The organism is Aeromonas sp. MTB, from assembly GCF_056632455.1.
Map to the genome: position 1 here is coordinate 664,975 of NZ_CP147026.1, position 16,821 is coordinate 681,795.

Genomic DNA, 16,821 nt, shown 5'->3' on the forward strand with positions numbered 1-16,821 from the left:
GAGAGCGACCATGTTTGATTACGAAACTCTGCGTGTCATCTGGTGGGCTCTGGTCGGCGTACTGCTGATCGGTTTTGCCATCACTGACGGCTTCGACATGGGGGTAGGCGCACTGCTCCCATTCGTTGGCAAGAAAGATGTCGAGCGCCGCGTGATGCTCAACACCATGGGGCCGCACTGGGAGGGTAACCAGGTGTGGCTGGTCACTGCCGGTGGTGCCTTGTTCGCCGCCTGGCCGATGGTGTATGCCGCGACCTTCTCCGGCTTCTACATCGCCATGATCCTGACGCTGATGGCGCTGTTCCTGCGTCCGGTCGGTTTCAAGTACCGCTCCCTGCGTGCTGATGCCAAATGGCGCAGCAACTGGGACTGGGCCTTGTTCGCCGGCAGCGCCGTACCGCCCATCGTCTTTGGTGTGGCCTTTGGCAACCTGCTGCAAGGCGTTCCGTTCGAGTTTAACCAGTTCATGATGTTGACCTATCACGGCAACTTCTTTGGTCTGCTTAACCCGTTCGGCATTCTGGCTGGTCTGGTGAGCCTGTTCATGCTGCTCACCCAGGGCGCAACCTGGTTGATGATGAAGACCGACGGTGAAGTGCTGGCACGTTCCCGCACTGCCGCCATGATCTGCTCACTGCTGACCCTGGTGCTGTTTGCTGCCGCAGGTTGGTGGGTAAGCGGTATGGAAGGGTATGTCATCGTCAAGGCTGCCGCGACTGACGCAGTATCCAACCCGATGAACAAGGAAGTTGTCCTGCAGGCTGGTGCCTGGATGAACAACTACACCCTCTATCCGTGGATGGTAGCTGCCCCTGTACTGGGCCTGGCCATGAGCCTGCTGACTGCGCTGTTTGCCCGCATGAACATCGGCTGGCTGGCGTTTACCAGCTCCTCGCTGGCGATTGCCGGGGTCATCCTCACTGCCGGTTTCTCCATGTTCCCGTTCGTGATGCCCTCAAGCCTTGAGCCGTCACTGAGCCTGACCATGTGGGATGCTACCGCCTCTTTCAACACCTTGCAGGTGATGACTGTGGCTGCAGCGATCTTCGTACCGATTGTGCTGGGTTACACCATCTGGACTTACATCAAGATGTTTGGCCGGGTAACCAACAAGCACATCGAAGATAACCAACAATCTCTCTATTAAGAGGTGCGCTGACAATGTGGTATTTCACCTGGATCCTGGGACTGTTGCTGGCCTGTGCATTTGGCATCATCAATGCGCTGTGGCTGGAACACACCGAGAACATGGATCGTCAGATCGATGAAAACAAGTGATCGACTCGCCAGGCTGGCCGCTCCACTGGAGCGGCAGCCGTGGCAGGGGTTGATGTTACTCGCGGCGGCCTTGTTGGCCGTCGCTATTTTACAGGCCCCCAATCTGATCGCGGCCAACACCAGCGAGCATGGTCTCTGGCTTGCTCCCTGGCTGATGTGGGCCGTCTGTTGTGGCGTACTTAACGGGCTTGGCTTTCATCTGAAAAGCCTGCCCGGACGTGTGCTATTCAACCCCTGGCTCGCCTGGCCCAGTTTGTTGTATGGCCTCTGGCTGACACATTCATATTTCCTTTCATAAAAAACGGGGGGGAGGCAGGATTTCCCTGTCTCCCCCTGCTTCTTTCCTATTCAGCCCTGCGCTATGATAGCCCCCCATCTGACTGTCGAATGGATCACAGATTGTTATGGGGGAAGTCTTTGAGTTTCCGGTGCGTGTCTACTACGAAGACACCGACGCCGGGGGCATCGTCTACAACGCCAATTATCTCAAGTTTATGGAACGTGCTCGCACCGAGTTTCTTCGTGCCAAAGGGGTCGAACAGGACGTCTGGCTGCAGGAGGGATATGCCTTCGTGGTGAGCCGAACTGAGATCGATTTCCGCTCGGCGGCCCGTTTTAATGAACTATTGAATGTATTAACGCAAGTGATTGAAGTGAAACGCGCATCCCTGCGCTTTTCGCAGCAGATCCTGGCGGCTGATGGACGACTGATCACCCAGGCCATGGTACAGATAGCCTGTGTCAGTCATCCGCAAATGAAACCTGTAGCTATACCTGAAAAAATCAAGGGAGTGCTGTTAAGTGCACGCTGAAATTTCGTTTATTGGCCTGTTTTGGCAAGCCAGCCTGTTGGTAAAACTGGTCATGATGACCCTGATGAGCATGTCTATTGTCTCGTGGGCGCTGATTATCCAGCGTTCAAAGGCGATCAAGGCGGCCAATCTTGCATCGGAACAGTTTGAAGATCGCTTCTGGTCAGGGGTCGATCTCAATCGCCTCTATCAGGAGTCCTCTTCCCGCCGCGATGATATCGAAGGCATGGAAGATATCTTCTACTCCGGCTTCAAGGAGTATGCCCGCTTGCTCAAGGCCGGTGCCCGTGGTCAGGATGCGGTGATGGATGGTACCTACCGCGCCATGCGCGTCTCCCTCTCCCGCGCGGTGGATGATCTGGAATCCAACTTGCCGGTGCTGGCGACCATCGGTTCCATCAGCCCCTATATCGGTCTGTTCGGTACTGTATGGGGGATCATGAACGCCTTTATCGCCCTGGGTCAGGTGCAGCAGGCCACCCTGCAGATGGTGGCACCGGGTATCGCGGAAGCGCTGATCGCTACCGCCATGGGTCTGTTTGCCGCTATCCCGGCGGTTATCTTCTACAACCGCTTCTCCAACAAGGTCGAGCGGCTGGAGAACGCCTACGCCAACTTCATGGACGAGTTCACCACCATTCTGAACCGTCAAATTGCACAGCAGCAGGGTGATCAGTAATGCAAACCTATCAGCGGATCCGGCGCAAGAAGGTGGCCGAGATCAACGTGGTTCCCTATATCGACGTCATGCTGGTGCTGCTTATCATCTTTATGGCGGTCACGCCGGTGATCACGCAAGGGGTCAAGGTGGATCTGCCACAGGCTGAGTCCGAGCAGTTGCCGGAAGATGCCAAGCCGCCCTTCATCGTCAGCGTCAATACCGAAGGCGAGTATGTCATCAAGGCTGGCGAAGCCGATGACGAGCCGGTGCCAAGCGGCACGCCAGAGGCGATGCAGCAATACATCACCGAAAAAGCCATGGGCTATCTGGCGATCAACCAGAATGCCCCCGTGGTGGTCGCGGGTGACAAGGCCGTGCGCTACGAAGAGGTGATCCTGTTGATGGTGGCCCTCAAGAATGCGGGTGTGCCTCAGGTTGGCCTGATGACAGATCCGGTGAACTAACGGAGATGGATGTGAAGCGTGGTATTTCCGGTTATCTCATCGCGTCGTTTCTGCTGCACCTGATCATCGGCATCATCCTGTTTGTCGGGCTCGATTTCAGCAAACCGAAACGACCCGAATCGAAGGGGCAGATCGTCAATGCCGTCATGCTCGATGAGAACTTCCTCAACGAACAGGCCAAGCAGATCCAGCAGCAGAAATCTCAGCCCAAGCCTCAAAAGGTAGAGAAAGAGAAGGATAAGGAAGACACGGATCTCGCCAAGCGCGAGCTGGCTCAGAAACAGGAGCAGCTTCGCATCGCCGAGACCAAGCGCAAGCAGGCCGAAGAGGCGACTCGCAAGGCCGAGGCCGAGAAGCAGAAGAAGGTTGCCGAGCAGAAGCAGGCGGAAGAGAAGGCCCAAAAAGCCGAGGAAGCCCGCAAGCTGGAAGAACAGAAGGCCAAGAAGGCCGAAGCCGAGCGTAAAGCGGCGGAAGCCGAGAGCAAGGCGTTGGCGCTGAAGAAGAAAAAGGAACAAGAGAAGAAAGAGGCCGAAGAGAAGGCAAAGGCGGCAGAAGCCAAGGCCAAGAAAGCGGAAGCTGACAAGAAGGCCAAAGCCGAAGCCGAGAAGAAAGCCAAGGCAGAAGCAGAGAAAAAAGCCAAAGCCGAGGCCGAGAAGAAGGCCAAGGAAGAGGCTGAGAAAAAGGCAAAAGCTGACGCAGAGAAGAAAGCCAAGGCAGAGGCCGAAAAGCAGGCCAAGATCGCGGCTGAGCGCAAGCGTAAAGCCGCCGAGCAGGCCAAGCTGCAAAAAGAGATGGAAGAGATGATGCAGCAGCAGCTGTCGGCTGAGGCCAATGCCCGCAGTCAGGCGGCATCGGCAGCAGCCCAGGGCGAAGTCGACAAATATGCGGCGCTCATCAAGGCCACCGTTGAGCGGTATATGATTTTGGATCCCACCATGCGGGGCAAAACATGTACTATCGGCGTACGTCTTGCGAGCAGTGGCTTTGTCATATCGGTAGATAACGGCCAGGGTGACCCGGCGGTCTGTCGTTCCGGTAAGGCGGCTGTTCTGAAAGCCAATCAACTGCCTGTGCCCAAGGATCCTGCGGCATTCGAGATGTTGAAGGAATTTAACCTGAAGTTAGAACCTAGTATCTAAGCGTGATAAAACGAGGTTGCTTGCCTCCGGTTGGCAACCTCTCGCCGAGAAAGGAATTTAACCTCTCATCTATATTGGAACCGAGTATTTAAGCCATGATCAGAAAAGTATTTTTTGCTTTGGTTGGCTGTTTGTTGCTGGGCCAGAGTGCCCAGGCGGCCCTGGACATCGTCATCACCGGCGGTATTGATAGCGCACGCCCCATCGCTGTCGCCCCCTTCAAGTGGGAAGGTAACGGGCAGTTGCCGCAGGACATCGCGGAAGTGGTCTCCAACGACCTGATGCGTAGCGGCAAGTTCAAGCCGCTGGCCCGTGGCCAGATGCCGCAAACCCCGAGCAGCAGCAGCGAGATCAACTTCGCTCCCTGGGCCTCCCAAGGGGTTGAAGCCGTGGTGGTGGGTTCCATTTCGGCAGTCGGTGACGGCACCTACAAGGTCAACTTCGAGCTGGTTGATGTGCTGAAAGGCCAGCTGGCCAAGGCGCAAGGCGGCGAGAGCAACGGTTACATCCTGGATAGCCGCATGGCGACCATCCCGGGTGCCCAGATGCGCCAGTTTGCCCACCGTATCTCAGATATCGTCTATGAGCGTCTGACTGGCGAGCGCGGTGCCTTCCTGACCCGTTTGGCTTACGTCTCCGTACAGCAGGGTACACAGTTCCCGTACCAGCTGCGTATTTCTGACTACGACGGTTACAACGAGAAGACCCTGCTGCGCTCCCGCGAGCCCTTGATGTCTCCAGCCTGGTCGCCGGATGGCAGCAAGCTGGCTTACGTGAGCTTCGAGAACCAGAAGTCCGAAATCTACGTGCAGGATATCTACACTCAGCAGCGCAGCCTGATCACCAGTTTCCGCGGTATCAACGGGGCGCCGGAGTGGTCTCCGGATGGTCGTCGTCTGGCTATCGTTCTCTCCAAAGATGGTTCACCGAACCTCTATGTGGTTGATGTCGCTAGCAAGCAGCTGACCCGCGTCACAACCAGCCGTGTGATCGACACCGAACCCTCCTGGATGCCGGATGGGCAAAATTTGTTGTTCACCTCTGAACGTGGTGGCAAACCCCAGATTTATAGCGTAAATTTGGCGACTGGTATGACTCGCCGGATGACTTGGGAAGGTGAATCCAACCAGGGTGCATCCATCACTCCTGATGGCAAAATCATGGTGATGGTGACCCGTGTTCAGGGACAGTATCGTATTGCCCGTCAGGACATGGAAAACAATGCCCTGTTGGTCCTTACCCAGAGTGCTCTGGATGAGTCGCCAAGTGTGGCTCCCAATGGCAGCATGATCATTTATGCCACCATCTATCAGGGTCGTAAGAGTCTCGCATTGGTGTCGACTGATGGTCGCTTCAAGGCTGTGCTTCCGACCAGTAGCGGTGAAATTCGTGCACCAGCTTGGTCGCCCTTCTTGAATTGATAAAAATCCAATTGTTTTTTGTTTTGTTATAAAGGTTTAAGGAAATAGCATGCAACTCAATAAACTGCTCAAGGGTTTGGCCATCGCACTGCCACTGTTCACCCTGGCCGCTTGTAGTTCTTCTTCTGATTCCGACGCCGCTGGCGCTGAATCAGGTATGACCGACGGCATGGGCGGTGTACAAACCGGCGGCGCCAACGGCATGTTGTCCCCGGAAGAGCAGATGCGTCAGAAGTTCGAAGCACTGCAGCGTGACAACGTGATCTACTTCCCGTTCGACGGTTACGATATCCAGGGTCAGTACGCTGATCTGCTGGATGCCCACGCCAGCTACCTGCGCGAGCGCCCGAGCGTTAAAGTCCTGATCGAAGGTCACGCCGATGAGCGCGGTACTCCGGAGTACAACATCGCCCTGGGCGAGCGTCGTGCCAAGGCTGTTGCCAAGTATCTGCAAACCCTGGGTGTGCAGGCCGAGCAGCTCTCTATCGTCAGCTATGGCGAAGAGAAGCCGCTGGACATGTCCCACACCGAGGATGCCTTTGCCAAAAACCGCCGCGCGGTTCTGGTTTACTAAGGTTTAAACCGAACGAAGTTCGTTTATATGCAAGCGGCCATTTCGATGGCCGTTTTATTTGCACTAAACGCCAAGGTTTGATCCGAATGAAATCTGCATATGCGAGCGACGATGGCGCTGGCCGTTTTATCTGTACTAAACGCTAAGGTTTGATCCGAATGAAATCTGTGTACAAGCAAGCTGTCGTTGCGCTGGCCGTAATGGTTGCTCTGAATGCGCAAGCTGCGGCTCCTGTCAGCGATCTGGGCGGTGACTCGGGTGGTGGCGTTGTCCTTAGTGGCAACAACGGCGCCATCGTGCCCACCGGTAGCCTGGAAGATCGGGTTGCCCTGCTGGAGCGCACCCTCAATGCCCGTCTGCGACTGCAAGCTGAATTGCAGCAACAGGTCGACTCCCTGCAAGGGGAGGTTTCCGAGCTGCGTGGTCAGCTGGAGCAGCAGACATACCAGATGGAACAGTCGCAAGAGCGCCAGCGTCAGCTCTACCAGGAGCTCGACAAGGTTGCCAGCAGCCAGCAGGCTGCTCCAGCCGCCCCGGCCCCTGCTGCTGCCACACCGGCTGCTGCCGCCAATTACTCAACCAATCAGGATGAGAACCAGGCCTACGACGCAGCGGTCAACATGGTGCTCAAAGAGAAGAACTACGACAAAGCCATTCCGGCTTTCCAGGGCTTTATCAAGCAGTACCCCAATTCGGGCTATGTTCCCAATGCACACTACTGGCTCGGCCAGTTGCTGTTCAACAAGGGTGACAGAGCCGGTGCCTCGGCCCAGTTCTCGACCGTGGCCAACAAATACAGCAAATCCCCCAAGCGAGCCGATGCGCTGCTGAAGCTGGGTATGCTGGCGCAGCTGGATGGCAAGAAGGCGGAAGCCAAATCCTTCTATGAGCAGGTGATCAAGGGCTATCCCAACACCTCGCCGGCCCAGTTGGCCAAACAGAGTCTGGCCAAGCTGTAACATTGCTGTATGTCACTGTTTTCGTAACGCTACTGTAAAAACAGCCTGCATTTGTACGCACAGTGAGCAAACGGATTTAAATTACGAATTTTCTGTTGCACCGGAAATTTAAATCCGTAATATAGGCCGCCGTCAGAGCCGAAGCAGTAATGCAGTCGGAACTGGTCGTGGTGAGGGTCGTTAGCTCAGTCGGTAGAGCAGTTGACTTTTAATCAATTGGTCGCTGGTTCGAATCCAGCACGACCCACCATTTTCTCCACTCGGTGGAGACAGAATTCCCAGGTCGTTTAGCTCAGCTGGGAGAGCACCTCCCTTACAAGGAGGGGGTCACTGGTTCGATCCCAGTAACGACCACCAGTTTGTAAAAAATGATTTAGATGGGTCGTTAGCTCAGTCGGTAGAGCAGTTGACTTTTAATCAATTGGTCGCTGGTTCGAATCCAGCACGACCCACCATCATTTCAAGAATCCCAGGTCGTTTAGCTCAGCTGGGAGAGCACCTCCCTTACAAGGAGGGGGTCACTGGTTCGATCCCAGTAACGACCACCAGTTTGTAAAAAAATGATTTAGATGGGTCGTTAGCTCAGTCGGTAGAGCAGTTGACTTTTAATCAATTGGTCGCTGGTTCGAATCCAGCACGACCCACCATCATTTCAGAATCCCAGGTCGTTTAGCTCAGCTGGGAGAGCACCTCCCTTACAAGGAGGGGGTCACTGGTTCGATCCCAGTAACGACCACCAGTTTGTAAAAAATGATTTAGATGGGTCGTTAGCTCAGTCGGTAGAGCAGTTGACTTTTAATCAATTGGTCGCTGGTTCGAATCCAGCACGACCCACCATCATTTCAGAATCCCAGGTCGTTTAGCTCAGCTGGGAGAGCACCTCCCTTACAAGGAGGGGGTCACTGGTTCGATCCCAGTAACGACCACCATATTTGCAGTAAAAAGTTTAAAAAAATGATTTAGATGGGTCGTTAGCTCAGTCGGTAGAGCAGTTGACTTTTAATCAATTGGTCGCTGGTTCGAATCCAGCACGACCCACCATCATTTCAGAATCCCAGGTCGTTTAGCTCAGCTGGGAGAGCACCTCCCTTACAAGGAGGGGGTCACTGGTTCGATCCCAGTAACGACCACCAGTTTGTAAAAAATGAATTAGATGGGTCGTTAGCTCAGTCGGTAGAGCAGTTGACTTTTAATCAATTGGTCGCTGGTTCGAATCCAGCACGACCCACCATCATTTCAAGAATCCCAGGTCGTTTAGCTCAGCTGGGAGAGCACCTCCCTTACAAGGAGGGGGTCACTGGTTCGATCCCAGTAACGACCACCATATTCGCAAGCGAAGCTGAGATATCAGCTTCAGTTGCAGAGAAAGTCCCCACTCAAATGGGGATTTTTTTGCCCGCAATTCAGTACTCCAGCTTCTTCTGTTGCCGTTGTGGCGAGCCGAGCACCACCTCTTATAGTGCCACTCTGCCACTCCGATCCTTCTTCATCCTGCTCTTCCGAGATTGCTCGACGGCCACTGACTTCACTCCTGTCCATCGTGATGCTGCTCATATGAACGCCAGCAATAAAAAGGGCAGGCCAAGGCCTGCCCTCAAAGATGCGCAAGGTGCTACATGATCCCGCGGATCAAGATCCCGCTGATCAGCAGCGGCGCCACCACGCGCCAGCACCAGAGCAGTGCCAGACGCAGGGCGGGTGACAGGCCTACAGGGAGAATGGCATCACCCAGGCGCCAGCCCAGCAGCAGGGTCACTACCAGACCAAACAGCGGCATCATCAGGTTGGAGGTCAGATAGTCGAGCAGCTCGAAGATGGTCTTGCCAAACAGGGTCAGATCGCTCCATGGGCCGAACGACAGGCTCACCGGAATGCCGGAGGCCATGATAAGCAGGGTCAGTACCCGGCAGGCGCCGCGGCGTGACCAGCCCCACTCCTCGGTGGTGAAGCGCACCAGATGCTCCAGCATGGAGATGGAGGAGGAGAGGGCGGCGACCAGCAGCAACAGGAAGAAGACTACCCCCAGCCCCTGACCGAGCGGCAGATGGCTGAAAACGGCGGGCATGGTCATAAAGGTGAGCCCTGGCCCTGCGGTGGGGTCGATGCCGGTAGAGGCCAGCGCCGGGAAGATCATCAAGCCCGCCAGCACCGAGATAAGGCTTGCCAGAGTGACCACCCAGACGCCGGAGCGCAGCACCCCTTCGCTATTGGGCAGGTAGGCGCCATAGGTCGTGTGTACCCCGAGCCCGATGGAGAGGGAGAAGAAGGCCAGCCCCAGCGCGTCCAGCACGCTCTGGCCGGTCAGCATGGAGAAGTCCGGCAGCAGCAGCTGGCGCACACCCGCCATGGAGCCGGGCATGGAGAGACCAACCCCCACCAGCAGCAACATCATGATGAAGAGCGCGGGCATCATCCAGCGCAGTGCCCGCTCAACCCCTTTCTGAATACCCCCCTGCACGAACCACCAGGTCAGGCCTGCGAAGATCAGATGGGTCAGCACCGGCCACCAGGGGTTGCTGACATAGCCGTTGAACAGGGCGGTGAGGGCGCTCCCCTCGCTCAGGTTGAGCTTGCCAGCCATCGCCAGCGCGGCGTAACCCACGGTCCAGCCACCGACCACGCTGTAGAAGCTGTAGATAAAGAAGCCGCATGCGATCCCCATATACCCCATCCAGCGCCAGTTCGGCCCCACCAGTTTGCGAAAAGCGCCGAGCACCCCGCGCTGGCTATGGCTGCCGAGCAGGGTTTCGCCGACCTGTACCGCTACCCCCAAGGTGAAGCTGAACAACAGAAACACCAGCAGAAAGGCGCCACCGCCATTGGTGGCGGTCACATAGGGAAACTTCCAGATGGCACCAAGGCCAATCGCTGTGCCTGCTGCGGCCAGCACATGACCGAGACGGGAAGACCACTGAACCTGGCTCATACAACCTCCGGGTAACACGACATCGAAGCAATACTCCTGAGTAGCAATAAACGACAGACCATAAAAAAGGCCGCCTGAGGCGACCTTTGCAATGAACATTCAGAAAAACTGTGCGTGCAAGGTCACCTCTCTTGCGAGCTAAAAAATCGACCAAACAGCACGAGGATGGCAGACATGAGGTGGCAACCTGACTAATGAATGAGGAAACAGCCTAAACCATGGAAAGAATAATTGACACATAAAATCAAAAATTTTTTATGTGTGCCGCTGTCATCACTTTGGCTGTACGTACGACTCAATGGGGGAGAACCTCGCCGGGCAGCATCTTTTCTACCTTGTGGCTATTTACTGGGCGATAATCGACGTAGCTTCTTCTGGAACTAGTGACCGCTACATGGCGCTGACGGGAACAACGATGAGACAGGATGTCGTATGAGATGGATGGTGCTGCCCTGGTTGCTGGTCAGCCTGAGTGTGACGGCGCAGCCTGGATTAACCCTGCTGAGTCACGACTTACCCCCCTTTACCGAATACCGCGACGGCAAGCTCGACGGATTTGCCATTCGCCTGATCGATGAGGTGCAGGAGGAGCTTGGCACCCGTTATCCGGTGCGGATTTACCCGCTCAAGCGGGCGCTGGCGCTGGCACGGGTCGAGCCCGGCTATGGACTGTTCGTGGTACAGCGGCTCCCGGAGCGGGAGTCCCATTTCAAATGGGTTGGCCCGCTCTTTATCAATCGGGTCTTTATCTATCAGGCACCGGATAGTCGCCACCCGCTGACCTCGCTGGCACAGCTGCGGGATCTGCCCAGAGTGGGGGTCGTGCTGGGTAATGCCGATGACGTGCGGCTGACCCATGAGGGCTACACCAATCTGGTGCGCTACAAGACAGTCGGGGAGGCGATAGAGCGGCTGATGCTGGGCAAGATCGATGCCTTGCCGATGGCTGAGCTGGTGATGGAGGCCACCCTCGACAAGATGGGGTTATCCCGGCGCAGCATCATCAGTAGTGGTGTTCTGCTTCATCAGGCCGGTCTCTATATCGTCTTCTCCAAGGGGACGGATGATGCCGAGATCACCCGCTGGCAGCATGCCCTGGAGGCCGTCAGAGCGGCCCAGGGGCGGGCCGATGAGCCCACCCGCGAAGAGTAACCGTCACACCAGACCGCGAATCAAGATCCCGCCGATCAGCAAGGGGGCAATCCAGCGCCAGCAGTTCATCAGCAAGTGATGCCAGTGGCTGGCAATCCCCTGCGGCAGCGCCTTGCGCCCCAGTTTCCAGCCCAGCAGCAGCGTCAGCATCAGGCCGAACAGCGGCATCATCAGGTTGGAGGTGACAAAGTCCAGCAGCTCGAAGATGGTTTTGCCAAACAGGGTTGCGTGTTGCAGCGGGCCAAACGACAGGCTGACCGGAACACCGCTAACCATGACGAATCCAGTGATGGCGCTGCAGGCCGTGCGGCGTGACCAGCCCCAGGTCTCGCACAGGAAGCACTGCAAATGCTCCAGCAGGGAGATGGCCGAGGAGAGCGCCGCGAAGACCAGCAGGGCGAAGAAGATCACCTCAAGTACCTGACCGAAGGGCAGCAGCTGAAACACCGCCGGCATGGTCATAAAGGTGAGACCGGGGCCGGAGGCCGGGTCGATCCCGGTCGAGGCCAGCACCGGGAAGATCATCAGCCCCGCCAGTACTGCCACCATGCTGGCCAGCAGTACCACCCAGAGGCTGGAGCGGCCAACCCCTTTGCTGGTCGGCAGATAGGCGCCGTAGGTGGTGTGAATGCCCAGACCGATGGAGAGGGAGAAGAAGGCCAGCCCCATGGCATCGAGCACGCCGGACATCCCCAGCTTGCTGAAGTCGGGCATCAGGAAGTGACGTACTCCCGCCATCGCATTGGGCAGGGTGAGGCCAAAGGCGACCAGCATCAGGATCATCAGGAACAGGGCCGGCATCATCCAGCGCAGGGTACGTTCCACCCCTTTCTGAATGCCGCCTTGCACCACCATCCAGGTGAGGGCGGCAAACAGCAGGTGAGTGAGGATTGGCCAGACGTTGCCGCTGACATAGTCATTGAAGCGGGCGGTGAGGGCCGCCGCATCGCCATGGTTGAGCTGGCCTGAGATGGCCATGCCGGTATAACCCAGGGTCCAGCCGCCCACCACGCTGTAGAAGCAGTAGATGAGCAGGGTAGAGAGCACCCCCATTACCCCAACCCAGCGCCACTGTTTGCCGAGCAGATCGGAGAGGGCACCGACTACCCCGCGGCGGCTCATGCTGCCGAGCAGGGTCTCCCCCATCAGTACCGCAACCCCCAGGGTGAAGCTGAACAGCAGAAAGACCAGCAGGAAGGCGCCGCCGCCGTTGACGGCGGTGACATAGGGGAATTTCCAGATTGCGCCGATACCGACCGCGGAACCCGCTGCGGCGAGGATGTAGCCGAGTCGGGATGACCATTGGGACTGCTTCATAAGAACTCCAATCGAGCGCCCCTTGGCAGGGCAGAATGGCGCTCATGTTACGGAGGTCACGGCGCAATCACTACGACGGTTATCAGGTGTAAATGCGATTTATTGGCATGATTGGCTAATTTAATTCTGTTTTTTGCCCAATCCTGCCACCAAATAAAAACCGGAGCGAGATTGCTCCGGTTTGGTCTCTGACAACTGTTCGTCGGGGGACTAGATCACCCCCAGCTCCCGCAGCCGCTCCATCAGGTAGCTGTGGGCGGTATGGCGCTCGGAGAGCACCACATCCGGGCGCGGATGGAGGAACAGCGGCAGCGAGATGCGCGACTTGGCGGCACTGCCCCCGGTCGGGTTGATGACGCGGTGGGTGGTGGAGGGGTAGTAGCCGCGAGAGGCCTCCTGCAGCATGTCGCCGATATTGATGATGAGGGTGCCAAAGTCGCACGGCACGTCCATCCATTCGCCATCGGAGCCCTTCACCTGCAGCCCCGGCTCGTTGGCGGCGGGCAGAATGGTGAGCAGGTTGATATCCTCGTGGGCGGCGGCGCGGATGGCGCCCGGCTCCTCGGTGCCATCGAACGGCGGATAGTGCAGCACCCGCAGCAGAGTCTTCTGGCTCTCTTTGATCATTGAGGAGAGGGGGCAGCTGTAGTTGGCGGCGATATCGGCCGGGGTGTACTGCTCGACCCAGCCCAGCAACTCGGTGGCCAGACCGTTGGCGAGACGGTAGTACTCCATCGCCTGCTCTTTCAGCTCTTCCGGCATCTGGCCCCAGGGGTAGATGTGGAAGTACTCCTTGATGTCTTTCTGGCTATGGCCCTTGGCCACCTCGGAGACCGACGGCGGGAAGTAGCCATCCTGGGTCTCGCGGTTGAACAGGAAATCCTGCTTCTGCTCGCTCATGAAGAAGCGATACCAGTTGTCGTAGATGGACTGCACCAGCTCTTTCGGAATGGGGTGGTTGGTCAACACGCCAAAGCCGGTGGTTCGCAGGGATTCGGTGAAGCGTTGGGCCGCATCGGGTGAGCGGTAATCGACGGTCAGGACTTTCATTGTTTTTGTTGCGCGCCAGTTAAAAGATGGCGCAGTTTACCTTGCACCTGATAACAAGGAAAGCGGGTTGGCCGCCCGTCTGGCACGGCGTTGAATAGTGACAAAAACATCAAATAAACCGCGCCAGACCGCACGGGAGCGCATCCCTTGTTATGGCCTTTTATCCTCTCTAGAATGCCGCTCACTATCTTTTCCGGAGTCTGTCCATGTCCCCCAAAATCCTGTTGCTGACCCTGCCGGTATTGCTGGCGGGATGCAGTGCCCTGTCAGAAGATGAGTGCCGCACCATGAGCTGGTACAACCTGGGTTATCAGGATGGATCGGAAGGCAAAACCCGTCAGGCGACCCGCGATTACGTTTCGTCTTGCAGCGAATATGGCCTCAAAGTGGATGAAGCCGAGTGGAAACGGGGCTACGACAAGGGGCTGGAGCTCTACTGCATTCCCGAGCTGGCTTACAGCAAGGGCAAGGAGGGGCAGGCTTATCTGGGGGTATGCCCCAATGACGCCAGCTTCCTCAAGCAGTATCAGCGTGGCTATGAAGAGTACAAACTGGCTGCCCGCATGCGGGAGATCAGCGATGAGCTGGAGCGTACCGAGCGGGATATCGATACGCTTGAACGCAGCATCCGTAACGAAACCAACACTGAACAGCGCGACTACTACCGCGCCAAGCGCGATCGGGCCATTCGCCACTACGAATCCCTGCGCCGGGAGTACAACCGTCTGCGTTATCCGGATCGGGTGATCCAGTTCTCCTTCGGCGGTTAATCCCTCTCTTCATGGCCAGCCCGTGTGCTGGCCATGTTGCATCCTGTCAGATCAGGGCAGTACCCAGCGCTGCAACGCCAGTGCGATACCATCTTCGTTGTGGTCGGCCGTGACCCGATGGGCATGGCTCTGGATCTGCGGGGCCGCATTGCCCATTGCCACCGCCAGCCCAACTTGCTCGAACATGCTGATGTCGTTGTTGTTGTCACCAAACGCCACCACCTGCTCCATCGCAATCCCTTCGCTGGCAGCCCACTGGGCAAGCCGGTTGCCCTTGCTGCAACCGGGCTGTACCAGCTCCACCGCATAGGGGGCCGCCCAGTCACGGGTAAAGGGCATCTGCTCGACCACCTCGCCCATAAAGGTGTGCAGGCGTGCCGGATCCTGATTGAATAGCTCCAGCTTCCAGACCGGGTTGTCGAGCCAGCCTGCCAGCTCCTCGACCGGGTGGAGGGCGATCTTGAGGTGATCCGGCTGATTGGCCGACCAGTGGCGGATGCGGGTGACATGCTCTTCACAGCCGATGTAGCCAATGCCCTCGCTCAGGTGGAACAGGGCGCCCATCTGCTGTGCCTCGACCGCGGCTAGCAGCTCGGTAAGCGGGGCGGCCGCCAGCGGGTCGCCGCTGAGGATCCGGTTCTGCACCGGATCATAGAGATAGGCGCCATTGCTGCAGATGAGGGGGGTATCGAGTGCCAGCTCGTGGTGGAAGGGACGCGCCGTCATGTAGTGGCGCCCCGTGACCAGCAGCACCTTGATGCCGTGGGCGCGGGCTTGCGCCAGGGCGGCTCGGGTGGCCGACGAGATCTTGTGATCCCGGGTCAGCAGGGTGCCATCCATATCGAGCGCGATGGCCTTGTACTCACTCATAGCTCCTCCAGCATCGAACAAATCCGCAAAGAGCCTTACCGTCCCAGACCCGGCGCCCCGATGCAAGTCTTGCCCGCGGCCGAAGCGCCGAACTGTGATCCCTTCGTGGCTCAGGTGCAGCTGGCCAGCTGTTGACGACGGTCGGCACGGCGGCGCAGCAGATAGAAACCGGCGGCACTGGCAAGGGAGCAGAGGGTGGCGAGATAGAAGGGCCACTCGGTACCGGCCAGCAGCACCAGACTGCCCACTACGGCTGCCAGGATTGAGCTGCTAACCGTCAGTCCACGATAGAGCCCTATTGCTTGCCCCTGCTGTTCGGCATGGCTACGGTTGGAGATCGCCACAGAAATTGCCAGCCCTCCTAGGCTCATGCCGATGCCGGCCGGAACGAAGGTGAGTGCCAGCCCCCACCAGTGCACGGGCAGGATAAAGAGCAGCATACCGCTCGCCATCACTAGATGGCCGACGATGCCGAGGGTGCTGCCGCGCCAGTGGCGAGCAAATCGGCCACTCAGCCAGGAGCCCGCCATCATGGATAAGCTCACCAGCACACCCGCTTGCGCCAACTGGGCTGGATCCCAAGATCGCTGCTCCACCAGCCAGAGATTGAAGTAGGTGAAGTAGAGCTGCACCGCGCCATAGCTGATCAGGGTAAGCGCGAAGTAGGGGAGCAGGGCCGGTTGCAGCAATAGCTGGCGGCTGGAGAGGGTCGGGGCCTGCCGGGCGGCCGCCACCGGTGGACGATAGGGGATCAGCCAGTAGACCAGCAGCAGGTTGAGCAGGGTCATCACGACGGCCAGCCAGGCGGCCAGACTGTAATCCCCCGAGATCACCGCGGCGTAGCCACCGAGCATCGGTCCTACCACCCAGCCCAAATTGATCCCCATGCTGATTTTGGCGAAGTTGCTCGCTTTGGTCTGGGTCGTACTCAGGTCAGCTGCCATTGCTTGCACGATTGCCACATTACCGCTGAATAGGCCTGCAAGAGCCCTCCCCAGTAGTAACAATGACATGGAGCGCCAGGCGATACCTAACGCCATCAGGGCATAGCCTGCCAGAACCCCCGCCAGCGAGAGCAACAGCAGTGGCTTGCGGCCATAGCGGTCGGAGAGGCGACCGAGCCAGGGACTGCCCACCAGCTGGAACAGGGGATAGAGCCCCATGATGACCCCCAGCCACACCTTGCGGCTCCAGTCGGAGGCATCCGGCGTCAGCATGCCGTGGGCCGGATCCAGCAGCAAAGGTGCCAACACCGGGGAGGGGAGACTGAAACCTGCAACTGCCAGCGTGACCGTCATGATCAGCACCCAGAGGGGATTTTTGTGCCCGTGTTTCTCCATGCTGCACCCATTAAGTAAAGTTATTGGTTTATTTATGCTGGTTCATAGACGGCATTAAGTAAAGTGAATTGTTGATTTAATAAAGGGC

At 57.6% G+C, this 16,821-nt stretch carries 17 protein-coding genes and 12 tRNA genes; 24 read left to right on the forward strand and 5 right to left on the reverse strand.

Going from position 1 to position 16,821, the window contains the following annotated elements; translation table 11 throughout:
• Positions 1-10 precede the first annotated feature (10 nt).
• The 22 genes from cydB (at position 11) to WBR25_RS03250 (ending at position 8,632) form a co-directional block, all read left to right on the forward strand.
• Positions 11-1,147, forward strand: a complete 1,137-nt coding sequence (gene cydB, locus WBR25_RS03145) for a cytochrome d ubiquinol oxidase subunit II (RefSeq protein ID WP_005335741.1) — start codon at positions 11-13, stop codon at positions 1,145-1,147.
• 14 nt (positions 1,148-1,161) lie between these two features.
• A complete protein-coding gene (cydX, locus tag WBR25_RS03150; RefSeq protein WP_005304933.1) occupies positions 1,162-1,278 on the forward strand; it encodes a cytochrome bd-I oxidase subunit CydX in 117 nt (38 codons plus the stop codon).
• Positions 1,265-1,576 carry a cyd operon YbgE family protein gene (locus WBR25_RS03155; RefSeq protein WP_041202810.1) on the forward strand — a complete coding sequence of 104 codons (312 nt, stop codon included), beginning with the start codon at positions 1,265-1,267 and terminating at the stop codon, positions 1,574-1,576. The genes cydX and WBR25_RS03155 overlap by 14 nt, the downstream gene beginning before the upstream one ends.
• Before the next feature lie 106 nt (positions 1,577-1,682).
• Positions 1,683-2,090 (forward strand): tol-pal system-associated acyl-CoA thioesterase, encoded by a 408-nt coding sequence (ybgC, locus tag WBR25_RS03160; protein WP_005335737.1) that lies wholly within the window; start codon positions 1,683-1,685, stop codon positions 2,088-2,090.
• The gene (gene tolQ / locus WBR25_RS03165; protein WP_005335735.1) at positions 2,080-2,769 is read left to right on the forward strand and encodes a protein TolQ; all 690 of its coding nucleotides are present in this window, start codon (positions 2,080-2,082) and stop codon (positions 2,767-2,769) included. The genes ybgC and tolQ overlap by 11 nt, the downstream gene beginning before the upstream one ends.
• Positions 2,769-3,215, forward strand: a complete 447-nt coding sequence (tolR, locus tag WBR25_RS03170) for a protein TolR (RefSeq protein WP_005335733.1) — start codon at positions 2,769-2,771, stop codon at positions 3,213-3,215. The genes tolQ and tolR overlap by 1 nt, the downstream gene beginning before the upstream one ends.
• Positions 3,216-3,220: 5 nt before the next feature.
• Positions 3,221-4,354 carry a cell envelope integrity protein TolA gene (tolA, locus tag WBR25_RS03175; RefSeq protein ID WP_013723471.1) on the forward strand — a complete coding sequence of 378 codons (1,134 nt, stop codon included), beginning with the start codon at positions 3,221-3,223 and terminating at the stop codon, positions 4,352-4,354.
• Between the two features lie 95 nt (positions 4,355-4,449).
• Entirely contained in the window at positions 4,450-5,775 is a 1,326-nt protein-coding gene (gene tolB, locus WBR25_RS03180) for a Tol-Pal system beta propeller repeat protein TolB (protein WP_005335728.1), read from the forward strand.
• Between the two features lie 49 nt (positions 5,776-5,824).
• A complete protein-coding gene (gene pal, locus WBR25_RS03185; protein ID WP_005304908.1) occupies positions 5,825-6,349 on the forward strand; it encodes a peptidoglycan-associated lipoprotein Pal in 525 nt (174 codons plus the stop codon).
• A 158-nt stretch (positions 6,350-6,507) separates the two neighbouring features.
• Positions 6,508-7,308 (forward strand): tol-pal system protein YbgF, encoded by an 801-nt coding sequence (gene ybgF / locus WBR25_RS03190; RefSeq protein WP_064341673.1) that lies wholly within the window; start codon positions 6,508-6,510, stop codon positions 7,306-7,308.
• Between the two features lie 174 nt (positions 7,309-7,482).
• Positions 7,483-7,558, forward strand: a tRNA-Lys gene (locus WBR25_RS03195).
• Positions 7,559-7,589: 31 nt separating this feature from the next.
• Positions 7,590-7,665 (forward strand) — tRNA-Val (locus WBR25_RS03200).
• Positions 7,666-7,687: 22 nt separating this feature from the next.
• A tRNA-Lys gene (locus WBR25_RS03205) sits at positions 7,688-7,763 on the forward strand.
• 17 nt (positions 7,764-7,780) lie between these two features.
• Positions 7,781-7,856, forward strand: a tRNA-Val gene (locus WBR25_RS03210).
• 23 nt (positions 7,857-7,879) lie between these two features.
• Positions 7,880-7,955, forward strand: a tRNA-Lys gene (locus WBR25_RS03215).
• Positions 7,956-7,971: 16 nt separating this feature from the next.
• Positions 7,972-8,047: transfer RNA gene (locus WBR25_RS03220), tRNA-Val, on the forward strand.
• A 22-nt stretch (positions 8,048-8,069) separates the two neighbouring features.
• A tRNA-Lys gene (locus WBR25_RS03225) sits at positions 8,070-8,145 on the forward strand.
• Between the two features lie 16 nt (positions 8,146-8,161).
• A tRNA-Val gene (locus WBR25_RS03230) sits at positions 8,162-8,237 on the forward strand.
• Positions 8,238-8,273: 36 nt separating this feature from the next.
• Positions 8,274-8,349 (forward strand) — tRNA-Lys (locus WBR25_RS03235).
• Between the two features lie 16 nt (positions 8,350-8,365).
• Positions 8,366-8,441, forward strand: a tRNA-Val gene (locus tag WBR25_RS03240).
• 22 nt (positions 8,442-8,463) lie between these two features.
• Positions 8,464-8,539: transfer RNA gene (locus tag WBR25_RS03245), tRNA-Lys, on the forward strand.
• A 17-nt stretch (positions 8,540-8,556) separates the two neighbouring features.
• Positions 8,557-8,632 (forward strand) — tRNA-Val (locus tag WBR25_RS03250).
• Positions 8,633-8,920: 288 nt separating this feature from the next.
• On the opposite strand, the gene WBR25_RS03255 is transcribed toward WBR25_RS03250, so the two are convergent.
• A complete protein-coding gene (locus WBR25_RS03255; RefSeq protein ID WP_479749391.1) occupies positions 8,921-10,234 on the reverse strand; it encodes a sodium-dependent transporter in 1,314 nt (437 codons plus the stop codon).
• A 432-nt stretch (positions 10,235-10,666) separates the two neighbouring features.
• Here WBR25_RS03255 and WBR25_RS03260 point away from each other — a divergent pair, with 432 nt between their 5' ends.
• Positions 10,667-11,386, forward strand: a complete 720-nt coding sequence (locus WBR25_RS03260) for a substrate-binding periplasmic protein (protein ID WP_479749392.1) — start codon at positions 10,667-10,669, stop codon at positions 11,384-11,386.
• A gap of 3 nt (positions 11,387-11,389) precedes the next feature.
• On the opposite strand, the gene WBR25_RS03265 is transcribed toward WBR25_RS03260, so the two are convergent.
• Both WBR25_RS03265 and WBR25_RS03270 read right to left on the reverse strand, forming a co-directional pair.
• Positions 11,390-12,703: a sodium-dependent transporter gene (locus WBR25_RS03265; RefSeq protein WP_479749393.1), complete on the reverse strand. Its 1,314-nt coding sequence runs from the start codon at positions 12,701-12,703 to the stop codon at positions 11,390-11,392.
• Positions 12,704-12,913: 210 nt separating this feature from the next.
• Complete coding sequence (locus WBR25_RS03270; RefSeq protein WP_479749394.1) at positions 12,914-13,753, reverse strand: isopenicillin N synthase family dioxygenase; 840 nt, start codon at positions 13,751-13,753, stop codon at positions 12,914-12,916.
• 206 nt (positions 13,754-13,959) lie between these two features.
• Here WBR25_RS03270 and WBR25_RS03275 point away from each other — a divergent pair, with 206 nt between their 5' ends.
• The gene (locus WBR25_RS03275; protein WP_069554893.1) at positions 13,960-14,523 is read left to right on the forward strand and encodes a DUF2799 domain-containing protein; all 564 of its coding nucleotides are present in this window, start codon (positions 13,960-13,962) and stop codon (positions 14,521-14,523) included.
• 51 nt (positions 14,524-14,574) lie between these two features.
• Here the strand turns inward: WBR25_RS03275 and WBR25_RS03280 are convergent, their stop codons facing one another.
• Positions 14,575-15,393: a Cof-type HAD-IIB family hydrolase gene (locus tag WBR25_RS03280; RefSeq protein ID WP_111900214.1), complete on the reverse strand. Its 819-nt coding sequence runs from the start codon at positions 15,391-15,393 to the stop codon at positions 14,575-14,577.
• Between the two features lie 110 nt (positions 15,394-15,503).
• On the reverse strand, positions 15,504-16,733 hold the full coding sequence (locus WBR25_RS03285; RefSeq protein WP_227341403.1) for an MFS transporter: 1,230 nt from the start codon (positions 16,731-16,733) through the stop codon (positions 15,504-15,506).
• Positions 16,734-16,821: the final 88 nt, after the last annotated feature.

Coding starts and splice junctions, on each gene's coding strand:
- WBR25_RS03285 (WP_227341403.1), bottom strand. CDS start 16,733: ATGGAGAAACACGGGCACAAAAATCCCCTCTGGGTGCTGATCATGACG.
- tolB (WP_005335728.1), top strand. CDS start 4,450: ATGATCAGAAAAGTATTTTTTGCTTTGGTTGGCTGTTTGTTGCTGGGC.
- WBR25_RS03155 (WP_041202810.1), top strand. CDS start 1,265: ATGAAAACAAGTGATCGACTCGCCAGGCTGGCCGCTCCACTGGAGCGG.
- WBR25_RS03255 (WP_479749391.1), bottom strand. CDS start 10,234: ATGAGCCAGGTTCAGTGGTCTTCCCGTCTCGGTCATGTGCTGGCCGCA.
- cydB (WP_005335741.1), top strand. CDS start 11: ATGTTTGATTACGAAACTCTGCGTGTCATCTGGTGGGCTCTGGTCGGC.
- WBR25_RS03260 (WP_479749392.1), top strand. CDS start 10,667: ATGAGATGGATGGTGCTGCCCTGGTTGCTGGTCAGCCTGAGTGTGACG.
- WBR25_RS03275 (WP_069554893.1), top strand. CDS start 13,960: ATGTCCCCCAAAATCCTGTTGCTGACCCTGCCGGTATTGCTGGCGGGA.
- WBR25_RS03270 (WP_479749394.1), bottom strand. CDS start 13,753: ATGAAAGTCCTGACCGTCGATTACCGCTCACCCGATGCGGCCCAACGC.
- WBR25_RS03280 (WP_111900214.1), bottom strand. CDS start 15,393: ATGAGTGAGTACAAGGCCATCGCGCTCGATATGGATGGCACCCTGCTG.
- WBR25_RS03265 (WP_479749393.1), bottom strand. CDS start 12,703: ATGAAGCAGTCCCAATGGTCATCCCGACTCGGCTACATCCTCGCCGCA.
- tolR (WP_005335733.1), top strand. CDS start 2,769: ATGCAAACCTATCAGCGGATCCGGCGCAAGAAGGTGGCCGAGATCAAC.
- ybgC (WP_005335737.1), top strand. CDS start 1,683: ATGGGGGAAGTCTTTGAGTTTCCGGTGCGTGTCTACTACGAAGACACC.
- cydX (WP_005304933.1), top strand. CDS start 1,162: ATGTGGTATTTCACCTGGATCCTGGGACTGTTGCTGGCCTGTGCATTT.
- tolA (WP_013723471.1), top strand. CDS start 3,221: ATGGATGTGAAGCGTGGTATTTCCGGTTATCTCATCGCGTCGTTTCTG.
- ybgF (WP_064341673.1), top strand. CDS start 6,508: ATGAAATCTGTGTACAAGCAAGCTGTCGTTGCGCTGGCCGTAATGGTT.
- pal (WP_005304908.1), top strand. CDS start 5,825: ATGCAACTCAATAAACTGCTCAAGGGTTTGGCCATCGCACTGCCACTG.